This window comes from Flavobacterium akiainvivens, assembly GCF_001278115.1.
Taxonomy (GTDB): domain Bacteria; phylum Bacteroidota; class Bacteroidia; order Flavobacteriales; family Flavobacteriaceae; genus Flavobacterium; species Flavobacterium akiainvivens.
This window is the reverse complement of sequence record NZ_LIYD01000005.1, coordinates 3,522,863-3,541,673: the sequence shown is the minus strand read 5'-3', so window position 1 is coordinate 3,541,673 and position 18,811 is coordinate 3,522,863. Positions and strand designations below refer to the sequence as shown.

Annotated in this window: 14 protein-coding genes; 5 read left to right on the top strand and 9 right to left on the bottom strand. The window is 46.0% G+C overall.

Features of this window, described 5'->3' with window-relative positions:
• Positions 1-267: 267 nt before the first annotated feature.
• The 4 genes from AM279_RS15960 to aspS all read right to left on the bottom strand — a co-directional run bounded on the left by AM279_RS15960 (position 268) and on the right by aspS (position 3,902).
• Positions 268-462 (bottom strand): cold-shock protein, encoded by a 195-nt coding sequence (locus tag AM279_RS15960; RefSeq protein WP_054409021.1) that lies wholly within the window; start codon positions 460-462, stop codon positions 268-270.
• Positions 463-631: 169 nt separating this feature from the next.
• The gene (locus AM279_RS15955) at positions 632-1,300 is read right to left on the bottom strand and encodes a porin family protein (protein ID WP_054409020.1); all 669 of its coding nucleotides are present in this window, start codon (positions 1,298-1,300) and stop codon (positions 632-634) included.
• A gap of 93 nt (positions 1,301-1,393) precedes the next feature.
• Positions 1,394-2,071, bottom strand: a complete 678-nt coding sequence (locus AM279_RS15950) for an outer membrane beta-barrel protein (RefSeq protein WP_054409019.1) — start codon at positions 2,069-2,071, stop codon at positions 1,394-1,396.
• An 85-nt stretch (positions 2,072-2,156) separates the two neighbouring features.
• Positions 2,157-3,902: an aspartate--tRNA ligase gene (gene aspS / locus AM279_RS15945; RefSeq protein ID WP_054410370.1), complete on the bottom strand. Its 1,746-nt coding sequence runs from the start codon at positions 3,900-3,902 to the stop codon at positions 2,157-2,159.
• 164 nt (positions 3,903-4,066) lie between these two features.
• On the opposite strand from aspS, the gene AM279_RS15940 reads away from it, so the two are divergent.
• Together AM279_RS15940 and AM279_RS15935 are read left to right on the top strand one after the other, a co-directional pair.
• The gene (locus AM279_RS15940) at positions 4,067-5,050 is read left to right on the top strand and encodes a TlpA family protein disulfide reductase (RefSeq protein WP_054409018.1); all 984 of its coding nucleotides are present in this window, start codon (positions 4,067-4,069) and stop codon (positions 5,048-5,050) included.
• Between the two features lie 194 nt (positions 5,051-5,244).
• Positions 5,245-5,592, top strand: coding sequence for a toxin-antitoxin system YwqK family antitoxin (locus AM279_RS15935; protein ID WP_054409017.1), 348 nt, complete (start codon positions 5,245-5,247; stop codon positions 5,590-5,592).
• 173 nt (positions 5,593-5,765) lie between these two features.
• Here the strand turns inward: AM279_RS15935 and AM279_RS15930 are convergent, their stop codons facing one another.
• The gene (locus AM279_RS15930) at positions 5,766-6,494 is read right to left on the bottom strand and encodes an SDR family oxidoreductase (protein ID WP_054409016.1); all 729 of its coding nucleotides are present in this window, start codon (positions 6,492-6,494) and stop codon (positions 5,766-5,768) included.
• 190 nt (positions 6,495-6,684) lie between these two features.
• On the opposite strand from AM279_RS15930, the gene AM279_RS15925 reads away from it, so the two are divergent.
• Positions 6,685-7,620: a helix-turn-helix domain-containing protein gene (locus AM279_RS15925; RefSeq protein ID WP_054409015.1), complete on the top strand. Its 936-nt coding sequence runs from the start codon at positions 6,685-6,687 to the stop codon at positions 7,618-7,620.
• Positions 7,621-7,699: 79 nt separating this feature from the next.
• On the opposite strand, the gene AM279_RS15920 is transcribed toward AM279_RS15925, so the two are convergent.
• Complete coding sequence (locus AM279_RS15920) at positions 7,700-13,891, bottom strand: GEVED domain-containing protein (protein WP_054409014.1); 6,192 nt, start codon at positions 13,889-13,891, stop codon at positions 7,700-7,702.
• 176 nt (positions 13,892-14,067) lie between these two features.
• Here AM279_RS15920 and AM279_RS15915 point away from each other — a divergent pair, with 176 nt between their 5' ends.
• Entirely contained in the window at positions 14,068-15,039 is a 972-nt protein-coding gene (locus AM279_RS15915; protein WP_054409013.1) for a helix-turn-helix transcriptional regulator, read from the top strand.
• Between the two features lie 63 nt (positions 15,040-15,102).
• On the opposite strand, the gene AM279_RS15910 is transcribed toward AM279_RS15915, so the two are convergent.
• The 3 genes from AM279_RS15910 to AM279_RS15895 all read right to left on the bottom strand — a co-directional run bounded on the left by AM279_RS15910 (position 15,103) and on the right by AM279_RS15895 (position 18,214).
• Positions 15,103-15,675, bottom strand: a complete 573-nt coding sequence (locus AM279_RS15910) for a hypothetical protein (RefSeq protein WP_054409012.1) — start codon at positions 15,673-15,675, stop codon at positions 15,103-15,105.
• A 92-nt stretch (positions 15,676-15,767) separates the two neighbouring features.
• Positions 15,768-16,847 (bottom strand): L-dopachrome tautomerase-related protein, encoded by a 1,080-nt coding sequence (locus tag AM279_RS15905; protein WP_054409011.1) that lies wholly within the window; start codon positions 16,845-16,847, stop codon positions 15,768-15,770.
• A gap of 209 nt (positions 16,848-17,056) precedes the next feature.
• Positions 17,057-18,214, bottom strand: a complete 1,158-nt coding sequence (locus tag AM279_RS15895) for an MFS transporter (protein ID WP_054409009.1) — start codon at positions 18,212-18,214, stop codon at positions 17,057-17,059.
• Positions 18,215-18,369: 155 nt separating this feature from the next.
• Here AM279_RS15895 and AM279_RS15890 point away from each other — a divergent pair, with 155 nt between their 5' ends.
• The gene (locus AM279_RS15890; protein WP_054409008.1) at positions 18,370-18,702 is read left to right on the top strand and encodes a DUF2946 family protein; all 333 of its coding nucleotides are present in this window, start codon (positions 18,370-18,372) and stop codon (positions 18,700-18,702) included.
• Positions 18,703-18,811: the final 109 nt, after the last annotated feature.

Genomic DNA, 18,811 nt, shown 5'->3' with positions numbered 1-18,811 from the left:
ATTCAACAAATATACGTGTGATATTGGCACAAATTCAACGTTTTTAATTAAGAAAACAAAATAAAACCTTAATTTTTATTGGTTCTAAATAAAAATAATATTATCATTATTTTGGCAGTATTACCTAATTATTACGCTACTATTTTGATAGCTAAACATTTATTAACAAAACACCTAAAAACCTACAATAAATACAGTAAAAACATAAAAAAAGCTGCCCCATATGGAGCAGCTTTGATAAGGTAATGGTAAGCGTAATATATATTACTAGATGGCAGTAACCTGAGCAGCTACTTTACCTTTTTTACCGTCTTGTTCAACATAGCTTACTTTGTCGCCTTCAGCCAGTTTTTCAACTTTAAGACCGGTAGCATGTACAAAGATGTCTTTGCCTGTTTCATCGTCAGTTATGAATCCAAATCCTTTAGATTCAATAAAAAATTTCACTTTGCCTGTTCGCATTATGTAGGTAATAAAATTAATAAAGCGTCAAAGATAGAATTATTATTTACATTACCAAGACAAATGTTAAAAAATTTAAATATCGGTTATTATAAAAGGTTTTTAGTGAATTGTTTTAAGGAATATTACAGTTAATCAGCCTAATCATTGATTTAATTCAAAGCATTGGCTATAAACCAAATTGCCATATTACCATAAGGTTTACCGAATTTGTTTTAACGCTGCCATCGCCCACTACCGGCACCTTACTTATGTTAGCAAGGCCCAGGTTATCGCGCAGCTCTATATTAATATCACTAGTATCACTTACCGGGAAACGCACACCCACGCCCAGATTAGCACCAAAGTTAAAGTCTTTAAATATGCTGTAGTCATCGTTTATTTTATCGCCATTTACTTTAGAAATTCCGTCTAAAAAATAGCCCGCAAAAGCACCTCCGTTGATATAAAACTTTTTAGATGCCCCAACATAATATTTAAGGTTAACCGGCAGGGTAAGGTACTGCATGGTAGCCCTAACGGTAATTTCATACCCATCTGGCGGCAAAAACGGGTCAAAATTTGGGTTTTCAACATAATAATCGCGTTTGTAGCTTATCCTTTCATAATTAAGGTTAGTAATCAGGGAAAGCCTTTCGCTAAGCGGCACTTCAAGCGAAACACCTACAAGGTAGTCAAGGGCATAATCGCTTTTTTCGGCTTCATTGTTACCGCGTATACCGGCATAGGTAGCACCTGCGTTAATACCAAATTTAAGGGGTTGTGACTGGGGCGTGATTTCCTGGGCAAGGGCTGCAACAGGCAGCATGGCCAACAGTAAGGCATGTAATGTTTTCATGTAAGTAATTAAATTGGTTATGATAAGAAAAAGCACCCCAAAAACCGGGAGCCGATTGTATATTTTTTTGGTTAAGGAAATTACAACTGACTGCTAAAGCTCAAACTGCCAAGCTATAATAAGGTTGACTGAATTTGTTTTAACGCTGTTTGCACCGGTAGCCGTTTGCCTGGTAATGTTGCTGAGCCCAAGGTTATCGCGCACTTCTACATTAATAGTATTGTTTTCATTTACGTCAAAACACATACCCAGGCCAAGGTTTACGCCATAGGTAAAGTCCTGAAAACTGCCATAACCGGCGTCGTTTACCTTTTCGCCGTTAATGCGTACCGTTTGGTCTACAAAATAGCGCACAAATGCACCTCCGTTAATATAATAGTCTTTAGACTGCCCTATGTAATACTTAACATTCAGAGGCACGGTAATGTTTTGCAAAATAAGGCGGGTGCCATACCCTCCTTCTGAGGCATCGGCCCCTGAGCCAAAAGGGATGTTTCGGGTAAAGGCCAGCCTTTCATAATTTACGTTACCAATAAGGGAAAAATTGTTATTAAAGGGCACTTCCAACGACAGACCAACAAGGTAATCTATTGTAGTGTTGTTTTCTCCGGATGCATTGTTGCCGTGCAGGCCTGCATAAGTAGCCCCGGCATTAAACCCAAACAACAGGCGTTTGGTATCAGTTGCAGAAGAACCAATAGTTGTAACGGCCTGCTGCGTAAAGCCAACAGCAGGCAACAGGGCAAGCAATAAGGCGTATAGGGTTTTCATGTAAGGATTTTGATTGGTTTGTAAGTAAAAATACAAAAACCGTGCCTTTTGCAAGACACGGTTTTATACTATAATAATCAATGTATTATTTCAGCCTTATGTGCAGTTCATCCAGCTGCTTGTCGTCAATAACGCTTGGTGCATCAATCATTACATCGCGGCCGCTGTTGTTTTTAGGGAACGCAATAAAGTCGCGAATGGTTTCCTGACCGCCCAGTATGGCTACAAGCCTGTCGAAACCAAAGGCAAGGCCACCGTGTGGCGGCGCGCCATACTGAAACGCATCCATAAGGAAACCAAACTGCGCCTTAGCCTGCTCTTCGCTAAAGCCAAGGTATTTAAACATAAGCGCCTGAGTGGCCTTGTCGTGTATACGTATAGAACCGCCGCCAATCTCGTTGCCGTTAAGTACAAGGTCGTAAGCATTAGCACGCACGGCAGCCGGGTCGGTCTCCAGCAGGGCAATATCGCCGGGCTTAGGAGAGGTAAACGGGTGGTGCATGGCGTGGAACCTCTGGCTGTCTTCATCCCACTCTAAAAGCGGGAAGTCTACCACCCATAGCGGTGCAAACACCTCTGGGTTGCGCAGGCCGAGGCGTGTAGCCAGCTCCATACGCAGGGCGCTAAGGCGTGTACGGGTTTTATATGCCTCGCCGCTTAGCACCAATATAAGGTCGCCCGGCTGGGCACCGGTAACTTCGGCCCATTTTTTAAGGTCTTCGGCATCATAAAATTTATCTACCGATGATTTAAGCGAACCATCAAGCTCATACTTAACATATACCATTCCGGTAGCGCCTACCTGCGGGCGTTTTACCCACTCAATAAGCTCATCTATCTGCTTACGGGTGTAGGCAGCAGCGCCCGGTACGGCAATACCCACTACAAGCTCGCTGTTGTTAAACACGGCAAATTCTTTGTGCTGTGCAACGGCATTAAGCTCGCCAAACTCCATACCGAAACGGATATCGGGCTTGTCGTTACCGTATTTTTTCATGGCCTCATCATAGATCATACGCGGGAACTTGCCTGTTTCAACACCTTTAAGTTCTTTAAGAAGGTGGCTGGCAAGGCCTTCAAACATTTGTATAATGTCTTCCTGCTCCACAAAGCTCATTTCGCAGTCTATTTGTGTAAACTCCGGCTGGCGGTCGGCACGAAGGTCTTCGTCTCGGAAACACTTTACAATCTGGAAGTATTTATCCATACCGCCCACCATAAGCAGCTGCTTAAAGGTTTGTGGCGATTGCGGCAGGGCATAGAACTGGCCTTCGTTCATGCGGCTTGGCACTACAAAGTCACGCGCACCTTCGGGTGTACTCTTAATAAGCACCGGGGTTTCTACCTCTATAAAGCCATTACCACTAAGGTAGTTGCGTACTTCCATAGCTACTTTATGGCGGAACAGCAGGCTGTTTTTAACCGGGTTGCGGCGAATATCAAGGTAACGGTACTTCATACGGATGTCTTCGCCACCATCAGTCTCATCTTCAATGGTAAACGGAGGCAGCTGTGCCGCATTTAGTATGGTAAGCTCTGTAACAAGAATTTCCACATCGCCGGTAGCCATGTTAGGGTTCTTGCTTTCGCGCTCTATAACGGTGCCTTTAACCTGTATAACAAACTCACGGCCCAGTGTGGCGGCAAGGTCAAACACGGCTTTATCTGTACGGCTTTCGTCAAAAATAAGCTGTGTTATACCATAGCGGTCGCGTAGGTCTACCCATATAAGAAAACCCTTGTTGCGCGATTTTTGCACCCATCCGGCGAGTGTTACTTCCTGGTTAATATGCGAGGCATTAAGCTGCCCGCAGTTATGGCTCCTGTACATTATTATGTTATTTGTAAAATTTTGGTGCTGCAAATGTACAAAAAGAGTTTATAGTTTAGGGCGGTATACCGGTTATGTACAGGCACAAAAAGAACCAAACAATAATCTTAATGTTATTAAGTTTAATACAGTATCTTTACACTAAATAACCATTAAGAGAAAAAATGAAAAAATTACTTCTGCTTTTACTGGCTTCTGCCGGTGCATGGGCACAGGGAACTGCAAAGTTTACCGCCGAAATAAAAAACCCAAACAGCGATGAGCTGACAATAAATTCTGAAGGTATAAAAAACAGCATTAAGGCTACTGCCCCAGGTAAATTTAGCGGTTCTGTTGATGTTAAGGAGGCCGGTTTTTATGAACTAAACGATGGTGCAGAGTATGCCGTGCTGTACCTTAAGGATGGTTTTGACCTTAAAATGACACTGGATGCCAAAGAGTTTGACGAAACCATTACGTTTACAGGCAAAGGCGCTAAAGAAAACAACCTGCTGGCACAAAGGATGATGAGCAACGAGGCGCTGCAAACCTATTTTGACAATATTAAAACAGCCGATGAGGCCACCGCTAAAATAGACGAGTCTTACAAGAAGCTTGTTGCTGCTGCCAACGACCCTGAAGTTGACCCGGGCTTTAAGGACATTATAGTAAAGCAACTTGAGGTTGACAAACAGCAGCTTGCCGCCGTAGCCCAGACTACAGTAGCCGCTAACCAAATGAAAGGCAAGCCATCGCCTAAATTTAACCTTGAAAACCACAAAGGCGGCACTACCAGCCTTGACAGCTTTAAAGGCAAGTATGTTTACATAGATGTATGGGCTACGTGGTGTGGGCCATGCCGCAGGGAAATACCTTTCCTTAAACAGATTGAGGAAAAATACCACGGCAAAAACATTGAGTTTGTAAGCATTAGCATAGACGAGAAAAAAGACCATGAAAAATGGAAGAAATTTGTTGAAACCCAGCAACTGGGCGGTGTGCAGCTTTTTGCCGAAAACGCATGGCAAAGCGCCTTTACACAGGCTTATGGCATAGATTCTATTCCGCGCTTTATACTAATTGACCCTACAGGAAATGTGGTAGACAGCAATGCCAAAAGGCCAAGCGACCCTGCCCTACAGGAACAATTAGACAAATTAGTAAAATAAAAAAGTAAAAAACGGCAAAAAACCGTTTTCGCTTAAAACACCAATAAATCCTGCCCTTGCGCAGGATTTTTTAATTTTCCAATGTTAAGTTTTCATTCAATGTTACCAAATTGTTAAGTCAACGTATCCTTTGTGTAAAATAATCGTTATCTTTGTTTAAGAAGTTTAAGTAACAACCCTAAAAATAGACAGATATGAAAAAGATAATGTTTGCAGCCGCACTGTTGTTTACCGGAGTGATGACTGCACAAAGCGCTAAAGCAAAACACGAAATACAGGACAAAATGGTTAAATCTACCTATTATTATGATAACGGGCAGGTAAAGCAAACCGGGTTTTATAACAACGGCAAGCTGCACGGCACGTGGGTAGGATATAATGCCGATGGCACCAAGCAGTCTATGGGCCAGTATGAAAACGGCCAAAAGGTGGGTAAATGGTTCTTTTGGACCGGCAGCACACTTAGCGAAGTTGACTACAGCAACAGCAAAATCAAAGATGTAAAAACCTGGAACCAGGGCGCTGTAGCCGTTAACAAATAAAATCAGTTATTGTTTTATCCAAAGACAAAACGCCCCAATTGGGGCGTTTTTTTATGTACGTATTTTACTACAGTAACACATAGAAAAGTGCTTAATATTTCACTTTCGGAACTTGGATTCACGGTGTGAAACATAAAAAACAGAACCCCGTCTTCCACCGGGGTTCTGTTTTCTTATTTAGGTGGGTTTAGCACATCAAACCTTGCCTTTATCACTTCCGGCCCGCCGATAGCCATATCGGTACTGTGCAGGTAGGTAATCTCGGTTTTACCGGCCTCAAGGTCATTAAACACGCTGTCTACAAAACCGCTAACCGGCGGAAACTGGCTGTGTATGCCCGTGCCACCAAGGTCGGTATCAAGCGCAGGCGGTATAAGCTCTATTACCTCTATACCCCTGTCCTGAAGCACATAGCGCGTAGTAAGCGTAAACGAGTGCAAAAAGGCTTTGGTAGCGCTGTACACACCTATTTTGCTGGCCGGCACGAAGGCAAGGCCTGATGTTACATTAACAAGTGTTTTAAGGCTTTTTAATTCAGAAAACAAGGCAGTAAGGTGCAGCGGCGCTTCAATATTGGTAACAATCTCGGCTTTTGCACGCTCTATAAAATCAGCATCGTGTATTGACATCCAGTTTTGTATGCCCGCATTGTTGATGAATGCCTCTAAATCAGGATGGTTTTGCTGTACCCAGTTAAACAGCCCCTGGCGGCCTGCGGAGTCAGAGAGGTCGGCCACAAAAGGGATTACGTTATCAAGGCGGGCAGCTACCTGGTTAAGCAGGCTTTCCCTGCGGCCTACAATTATAACGGTGTTACCCTGTTGCACAAAGCGTTCGGTTAAGCCCAGGCCAATGCCGCTGGCGCCGCCGGTTATTAAAATTTTACTGTTTGTAAGTTTCATAATACTATTGTTTTAATACTACAAAGTTATGACAGGTGTAGAGGGCCGGGTTTGCAAACATCAATCCATGATTTGCAAAAAGCAAATCATGTTCGTTTCACAAAACCGCATTTACCACTCATTCACAACACATTACCATTAAAACATCTGTATCTTAAAAATAACTATATTTGATTTTTGCAAGAATATTATGGACACAACATCGCTTGAGGATTTTTACAGCCACAAAACCGATTTTTATAAAGACAGCAATGCCGCGGGGATATTATTGCCTGAAGGCATTAGCAACGAAATAGGCCACTTTAATGTATTTGATGTGGCAAAGGCGCTGGCACAGTACAAAAACAAACCAACCATGCCCTATAACCGCCGGCAGTACTACAAGATAAGCTTTATAAAGGGCCGCAACCGGGCCGAGTATGCCGATAAGCAGATTGAGATAGAAAAGTATGCACTGCTGTTTGCATCGCCGCGTGTACCCTATAACTGGCTACCGCTGGACGAGAACCAGGGTGGGTTCTTTTGCATATTTACTGAGGAGTTCCTGGTAAAAAGCAAAAGCGGCATTGTGCCCGATGAGCTGCCTATATTCAGCCCCGGCAGCTACCCTGTTTTTGAACTGAATGATGCCCAGGCCGCCGAGATTGAACAGCTGTACAAAAAAATGTACACCGAGCTTGAAGGCACGTATGCCTATAAGTATGACCTGCTGCGCAACTACCTGCTGGAACTTATACACTACGGGCAAAAGCTGCAGCCCAGCACTGAGCTGTACACCTCTAACACGTCTTCGGCGCGGATTTCGTCGTTATTTATAGAGCTTTTGGAACGGCAGTTCCCTATAACGGCAAACAACCATAAAATTGCGCTGCGCACCGCGGCCGATTATGCCGGGCGGCTATCAGTACACGTAAACCACCTCAACAAGGCGCTTAAGGAGCACACCGGCAGCACCACAACCGAGCTTATACGCCGCCGCATATTGCAGGAAGCCAAGATATTGCTAAAGCAAACCACCCGCAGCGTAAGCGAAATTGCCTATGCCCTGGGATTTGAAGAGGTTGCCCATTTCTCTAACTTCTTTAAAAAGGAAACAGCACAGTCTCCGCTGGCGTTTAGGGGGTAAGGGTTTTTTATAAAAAAACAGAACCCCGGCTGCCACCGGGGTTCTGAGAGAAAAAACTAACGACTCAACAATTTACTTGCTATTGTTTTACAATTTTTATGTTTTGCGTAACACCGTTTTGCAGTACTACCTTAACTATATACACTCCGCTTTCAAGGCCCATAAGGTTTAGTGTTTTGCCTTTACCGGCAAGTACCCTTTGGCCTAATGTGCTGTATACTTCGGCAAGTGTTACTTCTTCGGTAGCTTCAATGTTCAATACATCTACAACCGGGTTAGGGTAAACACTTATGGCAGCCAGGTTAAAGTCTCCTGTGCCTGCCGCCTCTGTTACTGTAAGCGTGTAGTATTCAGTCTGGCCATACAGGTTGGCATTACAAGGCACTTCGCCCTCGGCACGTTTTTTAACAATGCGCAGTGTAGCGTTGCCCAGTGCAGCCGTTTCCGGTATGGTAATGGCCAGTGTTACCTCAGCAGCATCAGTACCTGTAGAGTTTTGCAGTGTGCCTACCTCAAAGGTTTCGCCTTCGTCTGAGAAGTTCATGTTCTGGTTCCAGTCTATGTAAGCGGTAACGGTGTTGGCAAAATCGCCGTTGGTGTTACCCTTAACAGTAAGTACATATTCTTCGCCCCTTGCAGCAGTACCGGTTACCGAAAGGAAGTTTTCAGTAAACGCACCGCCTATAGCAGCAGCCGACTCATTGTTAATACCCGCAAAGTTTACAAGCGTAACAGGCTCTGTAGCGCCAGGGTTTTGCTCTTCGCACGTAAGCTGGTTGCTTATAACAATGGTTATTTCGTCAAACACTTCAGGGTTAGAAACTGACGTGGCACGTACCACAACAGTACCGTCGCCCGTAGCGGTAACAACACCGTTAGCATTTACAGTTGCATATTCAGCACCCGAAACTATAGTCCACGTTACGTTCTGGTTGGTAGCATTATCAGGCGCAACGGTAGCTACAAGCTGTAGTGTGCCGTCTATTACCGTGATTTCTGCTGCCACGTTGTTTTGTGTGGTAACCTCAACGGTTTGTGCAGGCACAGCCGCCGCAATGTTTACGGTATAGTCTTCCACCTGGCCGTAGTATGCGTTAAGGCAGGCATCAAACTCACCTTCTTCATATATATTCCACTGGTCTTTTATAACCCTTAGCCTTGTGTTTCCGGCAAGTGCCGTGGCAGGGATTTCAATATCAATTGTAGCGGTTACGTTATCAGTACCGGTTGATGGCAGTAGCGAAGCCCAGTAGTACTCGGTTTCCATATCAAACTCAAGGTCCTGGTTCCAGTCTATAAACACACGGATATCGTGTTCAAACTGGCCTACGGTGTTACCTTTTACGGTAATGGTATAGGTTTCGCCCTGAATAACGTTTGCCACCATGCCTGTAAAGTCTTCATAAGCCGGGGTAGCATCTACCACTGCCGAAGTAGCGTTGTTAATGTTGGCAAACTGTACAAGAGATATAGGCTCTACATCATAATCTACCGATACATCGCAGTAGCCCGGAACGTCTACAATAATTTCGATATCGTCAAACTGGGTAGTATCTTCTACCGATGTGGCACGCACGGTAACCGTACCGTTTGCTGTAGCTGTTACAAGGCCTGTAGCGCTTACGGTAGCAGCTGTACCGGCAGTAATGCTCCAGGTTACCTCTTGCGAAGCCTCAGCAGGGTTTACGGTAGCCACAAGCTGTAGTGTGCCGTTTTCGGTTACTATGGTAGCCGGAACGTTGTTTTGTGTAGCCACGGTTACACCGGTAATAGCCACAGGCTCAACAACGGTAAAGGTATAGTCTTCAACCTCACCTATTGAGTTGTAGCCGCACGGGCCTGAACCCTCCCAGCCGTTAACCGCTTTTATACGTATGCGTGTTGCAGTAAGCTCGGCATCTTCAGGAACCGTTACAGCAAACGTTGTTGTACCTGTTGCCTCAGCATTTCCTGTAAAGTATTCCCTTTCATCGTCAGAGAAAATAAAGTCATGGTTCCAGTCAATCCATACCGATAGGTAAGCTGTATTGCCCGAGAAGTTTACGGTAAAGTTAACCGTATCTCCTGCGGCAGCCGTTACTGTTTGCTCGGTAAAGTCACCATAGCCGGTAAGTGAGTTATCATTACTACAGCCTGAAGACAGGTTGCTAATGTTAGTTGTACCACCGGTAGTGCTCACGCCGCTTATGGCAAGGCCTGAACATCCGTTTACAAAGTACGATTCGCAGTAGCCCTCAACCTGGTTGGTTATGGTAATGGTTATTTCGCCGTGCAGTTCAGGGTTTGTAGTGCTGGTAGCCCTTACAATCACGGTGCCGTTAGCCACAGCCGTTACCTTGCCATACATATCTACGGTTGCATGGCCTGTACCGCCTTCAACAATACTCCAGGTAATATCGGCCGTGTAGCTTCCGTTAAGGAAAGCATCAAGCTCCAGTACGCCCGAGTTTGTGGTAATAGTAGCCGGGGCGTTGTTTGTGGTAGCCACGGTAAGTACATCGTCTACCGCCTCGCCTGTTGTTACAGAAAGTATGGCGAAACGTATTTCATTACCATATTCAGCAGTAGAATCTCCTGTAAAGGCAAACGTAATGCCTGTTATAGTCTTGGTTTGGTTAGCCGCTGTTAGCGCTATAGTGTGCTCATACAGCCTTGGGTTTTCTGCATCGCCTTCAAGGTTGTTGTTTGTCCTGTTTACACGGCCTATGCCTTTTATGGCAAAGTTGGTGCCGTTGTACCAGTCTTTTGCATTTAATGATGCCTGCTGGTTTGTGCCGTCGCTAAAGTTTACGGTAGCCGTAAACGGAAGGTTGCTTGAACCACCGCCAGCAGCAGCAGAAAGTATATACACCACCTCGGCGTTTTGTGCCTGGAATGATAGTGTACCCGTGCTTGCCGTGTTAGCCGAACCGGTTACATAAGATGGTGTAAGGTACAGCGCGTTTGGCCCAGTATAGTTAGCCAGCTGGTAGCTAACACCTGCCGAAGCGGCACTGTTTATAACACCGTTTACCGGAAGGCCATACGTAGGCAGTGCGCTGGTAGCTGTAGCCTGGAAATCAAGCGATACAAGCGCCCTTGAGTTAACCTCGTCAAGGCCTATGCCCGATGATTGCGAGGCATTGCCCACACCGTTTGCAATAATATCAAAGTTATAGCCTGTTATACCGTTGCCTGTTGTAGGCGGTATTGGCTCATAATATACATCATCCCAATAAAAACCGGCCCATGATGTGCCCGGGTTCCTTATGGCAAGCCTTGCACCTGCCGGTACTGTTGTAGGTATTGCAATCGTCCTTTCGGCATCTGCACTTGTGTAGGTGCTGTTGCTTATGGTAAGCGCTTCTATAACCACAAATGTGTTTTCGTCTTCAATATCGGTAATATAACCAAAGTCTAACGCGCCGGGGCCGCTGTTAGCCCTTACCTTAAACCTGAACTGGTGTGTACCGGCACTTACATTGCTAAAGTGTGGCAATACTACAATAGCTATTTTGCCCTGGCCATAGCCATTCATATACACGTTGCTGGTGCCCGATGCAGGCGTAGTGCCCGATATAATCTGGTTACTGCCGTTTATCAGGATACTCTCCCAACAATCCGGCACAACGCCTAAATCGCAGCAGGTAAGGGTATCAAAGTTTTCATATAATTCGGTAAGTGACGGGCACTCTCCCGTAGCTGCTATGTTAACCGTAACGGTTATTTCACCAAACTTAGTAGTATCAGCTACTGATGTAGCACGAACCGTTACAGTACCGTTTGCAGCAGCTGTTACAACGCCTGTAGCGCTTACGGTAGCAAATTCGCTGCCTGTTGCAATGCTCCAGGTAACGTTTTGGCTTGCATCGGCCGGGGTAACCGCGGCTGCAAGCTGTAGTGTGCCGCCTGCTGTTGTTATGGTTGCAGGAACGCTGTTTTGTGTAGTAACCGTAACACCGGTAACTGCAACAGGTGTTTGCGGCGTTTCGCAAATACTAACACCTAAAACGGCTGTTGTGGTAGCTGCGTTTGCAGACGTTTCTTTAGCAAAGCTTACAGATGCAATAAGCTTGTTGTGGTTAGCAGCGCTAAGCTCAAACTCTTTTTGGAATAAGTACGTTTGTGTAAGCCCGCTAAAGCTATTTACCGGAGCCCAGCCTGCCGTAGTTATTACAGATACCCTTCCAAGAGGGCCATCGGCCTTAACGGTAGCCTGCGGTGCACCGTCAGACCACCAGTCGTTAGCCTGCTGTGCCGCAAATACCTGAGATGTACCATCGGCAAAGTTTACCGTTACATCTACATTGTTTGTGCCTTCTGCACTAACCCATGCCACATATACCTTTTCGGCTTTCTTTTGCTGTGTAAAGGTAAGTGTTCCGGTATTGGTTAAGCTGTTTCTTAAGATAAGCGCGTTATTAGCTGTATAGTCAGCCAGCTGAAACGTAAGGCCGGCTGTAGCATCGCTGCTTATAGTTCCGTTATTAGGAAGCCCGGCGCCATAGGCCGCCGCACTTGCCCCCGAAGAATGTGGGTTGGCAGGTACAAAATCCTGCGCATAATATCCGTTTGCACCGTCTATTGGTTGTGTAGCTTTGTTGTTAGCGTTGCCGCCTGTACCTTCTGCAATAACATCGGCATTAAAGCCCGTAACAGCTACAGCTGCAAATGAACAGGTTACAGGCACAACCTGGTTGGTAACCGTTACGGTTATTTCGCCAAACTTGGTAGTATCCGCCACACTTGTAGCACGTACGGTTACAGTTCCGTTTGCGGTAGCTGTAACAAGGCCTGTAGCGTTTACAGTAGCAAAATCACTACCTGTTGCAATGCTCCAGGTAACGTTTTGGCTTGCAGTAGTTGGGTTAACCGCTGCTACAAGCTGTAGTGTTCCGCCGTTTGTGGTAATGGTTGCCGGCACACTGTTTTGTGTAGTAACCGTAACCGATTGTATTTGCTGTGCTATTTTAAGGCAACGCACGGCAGCACCCTGTCCGCGCATTGCGCCGGCAGCCGGATTAGCTATGGTTGTACCCACATAAAGATATTTGGCGCCTATGCCTGTAGGCGTAGCGCTCCAGTAATAGCCCCTTTGGCCCACAAAGGTAAAACCACCGTCTGAAGACGACCTGTAGCCGTTTGCCGGAAGCTTAAGGTTACTGGCAAAAGCCGTAGCCGGGTTAGATATATCCTCTGCATCTACAAGGACAGTCCAGTTTTCCTGTGTAGGCATTACCCAGCCTTCGCCAAGTGCCTTACAAGGGTCGCAGCCGTTAATATCGGTAGCATCCTCTGGCGTTGCAGCTGCCCAGGTATCGGTAAGGGCGTTGCCGTTCCACCATCCTGAAGTTATATAAGTAGCCTGCCCTGAACCCAACCCGTCCGGGTTATTAGGGTTAGCTGCAGTACTTGTAGTAGCCGATGTACGTTTCTGGTGCCCGTCTTCCCAGCGTCCCCATTGGTAAAGGTCGCCATAAGCCGTGTCCTGGTCCATTGCCGTGGCTACGCCTTCGGCACCCAGGTTTTGCTGTAGCCACACGTTGCCGTCGGCACCGCGCACGGTAGTGTATGATACGGTTTGCCCGTTGTAGGTAAAGCTCACGCAGCCGGTATCGCCGGGGTTGTTGCCCGGTTCTGTATTGGCACACCCGGTAGAAGGCTCTTCGCCTGCTTCGGTAATGTTAAGGGTATAGTCTTCAACCTGCCCAAAAGTAAACGGGTTGCTGCACGGGTGGTTAGACGGTGCATTGTAATTCTTAACTACACGCATCCTTATAGCGCCTGTAACGGCATCGGTAGGTATAACAATGTTATGCACTACAGACAGGTTGTCAAGCCCGGTGCTGTTAACCAGTGCAGTAAGGTGCTGGTGTTTTTCAGGCTGGTTGGTAAGCACCTGTTGTGCAGCGGCATCATCGGGCGTAGCGTTGCCAAAAGTGCCATCGCCATTCCAGTCAAAATACACGGTAATGTAGTTTATATTATTACCATCTGTATTGCCTTTTACCACAAGGGTATAGGTTTGCCCCTTGGCAACATTCATAGAGGTTGAAGAAAAGTCTTCATACCTTGGTGTGGCCGATGACAACACTTCTGTAGAGGCATTATTAATGCCGTTAACCCCATTTTGCCCCAGCTGTACCAGGGTAATGGGTTCAGTGGGCTCGTTTGCTGCCCAGCCACCCCACGTGGGCACGCAATAGCTGTTCTGGGCCTGAGTGGCATAACCCAGCAAAAGCAGCAGTGCGGCGCACAGTGTTTTGAGTTTTTTGATTGTAAAGAATTTCATATTTGTATTTATTTATATGCGCGTAAGAATTAAGTGTATTTATTTACTTTAATTTTCAATTAAAATAGAATTAGTCTAAATAATAATAGTAATTTTGGCGCAAAAGTAGTACACCACTACAGCCTGTGGTGTTTGCTAAACGGATTTTGAAGTTTGAAAAACGGATAAATACTGATATGGAGACCAATACAATTCCCGAAGCCGTAGTGTGCCGCATAAGGCCCCTGCGCGAAGATACAGGCCCCATAGCCGAAAAAGAACTGGCTTTTGACTATGGTTATGGGCATACCAGCTTTAAGCGCACCGATTTTAGCGGTATGCGCCTGTTGTACAGCAGGGTGTGTTTTGATAAGCCTTTCCCGGTGCAAATGGAAAACACCAGCCCGTATATTGAGCTGTATTTTTCATTGGCCGGAAGCCGCAGTATTGTTTTTGGCCGCGACAGCAAAAACAGCGTGAGCGCCGGCACCCACAACCTGTTTTACATTCCGCAGGGCGAATTTTGGCTGGAGCCCGATGATATTGAGGGGGAAAACATAACCGTACAAATACAGTTTACCACTGCTTATTTTGAGCGCTTTATGCAGCTGGGCCACCCCGCATTTGAAGGGTTTGCCAAAAGCCTGGCGCAGCAACTCCCCGCTGCAATGGCACCCGCACAGCGTATAACTCCTGAGATGTTTGCTGTGCTGGACGACATTGTGCACTGCGAAAAGGAAGGTATTATAAAACAGCTGTTTATAGAAACCTGTGCGCTAAAACTGCTGCAATTGCAATTAGAGCAGTTTATTGCCGCCGCTACCCTGCCGCAACATAAAGTAAGCGATAAAGACACCGGGCGCCTGCACCTGGTGCGTACCCTGATAGACGAAAACCCCGCCGCCCACCACACCCTGGCCAGCCTGAGCCGCCACACCGGCCTTAATGAGTTTAAGCTGAAAAAAGGCTTTAAGGCGCTGTTTGGCAATACGGTTATGGGCTACCTGCACGCACAGCGCATGGCCATTGCCAAACGCCTGCTGTTGGAAACATCATTAACCGTTAGCGATATTGCCGAACAATGCGGCTATGCCTATGCGCAGTCGTTCAGTACGGCGTTTAAAAAGTATTTTGGGGTTACCCCCGAAGGAGTGCGCAGTGGGCAGTAGACAGATGGCATATAAATAAAAAATCCGCACTGTAATGCGGATTTGTGATACTGTAACGGCTACTTAAAACCGGTAACCTATATTAAAATCTCCCCTGAAAGAAGCATCAGGGCCTGTACCCTGCCCAAAGTTGCGGCCTCCACCGGCAAGTATTTCAAACACAAAACCGGCGTGGTTAACCCACTTCCAGCCTATGGCAAGGCCTATAGAGCCTGCGGTGTATTTTTCGTCCCTGTCATAACCATTCCAGTATTCGTTACCATTTTGGTCATAATACACCTCAGTTGTGTATGTATACTCCCGGCCTGCTATAAACTTACCAAAGCCTTCTACAAAAAATCCCTTGGCGCCATACTCCCTTGATTCGGTAAAGTAAAAACGGGCAAAGGGCGTAATAGAGAAGTCTTCCGGATAATCATTATTGGTGTCAAGGTTGCCTAAAATCGAGGCACCGTAAGTAAAGTACGGCGAATTGATGTACTCATACGTACCTTCAATAATTCCGCCGGCAAGCCCTTTAATGGCGCCAATCTTGATTTCGTGTTTCTTTGAGTTAATGCCCGTAGAATCTACCTGGGCATAGGTTGCCGTAACAGCGCCGGTAAGCAGCAGCAACAGCATGATAGGTTTTTTCATAGTGTGTGATTTGTTTTATATAGATACATATTAGCTAAAACGGTTGCGTACAGCTTTTTAGTATTTAATTAACAAATACTGCCTCACAATATTTATTGCACCATCTTAACCCTATACACCCTGAAAGGCCTTTCTACCCTGTCTTTACCGTTATTCCATTTGGGCAGACGGTTTAGCTGTGCACAGCTAAAATATACATAACCGTTGCTCCCTATACCAAAGCTGTCGGGCCATATAATACGGCTGTCTTTAACCAGTGTATGTACCTTACCATTTGGACTTACATATTTTATACTGTGGTTGGGCGAATCGCCAAAATAAATATTACCCTTTGCATCGCACTCCAGCCCGTGGGTAACGCCCACATCAGCCACCGTTTCTACCTTGCTGCCCAACGCTTCCGCAGATAGCGTAGCATCTGCCAGGTATTGCGTTTCAATACGGTACAGGTTGTTGTGGTTTATGGGTTTGTAGTAAAAATATTTATTGTCTTTAGTCAGTGCAATGCCGTTAACATCGCTTTTAAACGGGTTGCCCTTTTCATCTTTCATGTCTACACCGTCAATATTCAGTACATAGCCGGGTGTGGCCGTAGTACTGGCGTGGTTTTGAAGGGCAAGGCGCACCGTGTCGGTAGCCAGATCCAGTACTACAATGGCTTTTTGTGCCGGGTCGCTCAGGTAGGCCAGGTTGCGTTGTGTATCTACCCTTACATCATTTAGGCCGCTTTTAACCTTGTTGAGCCCGCCAAAACGGTACACCTTTTCTACTTTACTGTCAGACAGTTTTATTTTAACCAACTTAAACTTCCCTTCCTCCTGTTTACCGTCATCGCCAAAGACCGATGCCCCGCCAGACGGCTTGCTGTCCAGCACCCACAGGTAGCCCTTGTCATCGGCATACAAATCCTGCACGTTATAAAAATGGGCATCATCGTCGGCTCCGGTGTAATGGTTCCACTTCTCGTCAGGGTACGGTATTTCTATTTTACCCAGCTCTGCAAGCCCGTACTTAAAAGGCTCATTATGCGGAAACGAAACAAAAACGCGGTTCGATTCGGTGTCAACCGCCACACCTATGGGTTGCCTGCCTTCAAAAACACCTACAGCCTCCAGCTTGTTTTGGGCAAAAGCGCTTGTAGTTATAAGGATAGTTAGGATTATATTTTTCATTATCTGTTGATTACATTACTATTTTCAGGATTTGAGTGAAGTTCGGCCTTAAACTTCGTTGCGTTAAGCAAATTATATGTTTTGGCGTTAAGAACGATTTGCTGTTTGAGCGAAGCGAGTTCAAATCGTTTAGCTAAAACATATAATTTGTAGCATAAGAAGTTAGAGCCTTGAATTTTTGGTTCTTTTGTTTCAAGACAAAAGAACATTTACTTCTTAACTTTTATTGACACCGCCACCATAGCCACAACACACCACAACAGCAACTGCCAGGTTACCAGCTGCCACCCGCCGGTGCCCCAGCACTGTATGCCCGTAAAGCTACCCAATGCCCCACCTATAAAATAACTCGTCATATAGGCCGTGTTAATGCGGCTGTGCGCGGTTGCATCGAGCGAATAAATGGTAGCCACATTAGTTACCTGCATAGCCTGCACGCCCACATCAAGCAGCAGTACCGAAACTACAAAACCCGCAACCGAATGCGGAAAAACTTTTATTAAAACAATACTAATTAACACCATGCCGCCCGCCAGCAACTGTGCCCGTGTGGGGTTGCCCTTATCGGCCAGCTTGCCAAAAACGGGCGCCAGCAATGCCCCGCCTATGGCCAGGATGCCAAAAAGGCCTATAACATCGGGCCCGTAATTAAACGGTTCGCCGCTTAGGTGAAAGGTAAGCGTTGTCCAGAACGAGCAAAACACACCAAACATAAAGGCACCGGCTATGGCTACCCTTCTCAGCACCGGGAAACGCTTAAACTGGTGCAGCGATGAGCCCAGCAGCTTGCCATAATTGCCGTCGAAACCGGCTTTCATCCCCGGAAGGCTAAACTGCACCAGGGCCATAGCCACCAGTACAAGCCCCGCCGAAATGCCATATACATAGCGCCAGCCCAGCGCACCGGCTATAAGTCCGCTAAAAATGCGTGCAGAAAGGATCCCGACCAATATCCCTGTAAAGATAATGCCCACAGTACGCCCCCGGTTTACGGGATCCATACTGGCGGCCATGGGCAGTATAACCTGCGCGGCCACACTAAGCAGCCCTGTTAACAGGCTAAAAATGCACAGCCAGAAGAAGCTTTGCACAAAGGTTATACCTATCAACACCGCCACCAAAATGCCCATTAGCGACAGGATAAGCTTTTTGCGGTTTACCTTATCGCCCAGCGGCGTAAGAAAAAAAAGCCCCAGACCGTAGCCCGCCTGCGCAAGTACTGATATGGTTCCGGCCTGTTTTTCGGGCACGTTAAGCGATTGCGATATGTCTTTAAGTATGGGTTGGTTGTAGTAAATGTTTGCTACACAAATGCCTGCGGCCACGCTCATAACGGCAATTTGTGTTTTTGTAATCGATGTTTGCATAGCGCTAATTTCGGGAAAAGTTTGTTTACGGGCTTGCCAATTGAGGACATAAGCTTGTAAAAAGCCAACACAAAATGACGTATTTAATTTGTCAATGAATTGTTAATTGCAATTTAGTTGCAATAATGTAAATTTCTTTTTCTACATTTGCCCTCATGAAAAGAAAGTTCGCATTATTTAACCTGATGCTTATGGCCCTGGTACAGCTTACCATGGCCTACCAGTCTTTTCATTACGTTAAGCACGACCACAAGCACCATCATGAGGAAAAAGCCAAACACTTTGGCCACGCCTCACACGACCATAGCGATGACGATGATTGTGCGGTGTGCGATTTTCACTTCGACTTTTTTGTAGCCCCACAGGAGTTTTGCCTGTCGCTGCATTTTTTACATACCACTATTCCCTACAGCTTTAATGCAGTTGAAAGCACCGCCCACTACAGCGGTAGCCTGTTTGCATTACGCGCCCCGCCTGTATTAGTATAAACAGCCTTGTGCCATACCTTATGTTTTTTTAACACAAAGAACACTAAGGATGCACAAAGTACACCTGGAATTTTACTATTAAAGAACACAAAGCCTTGTGCACTTCAAG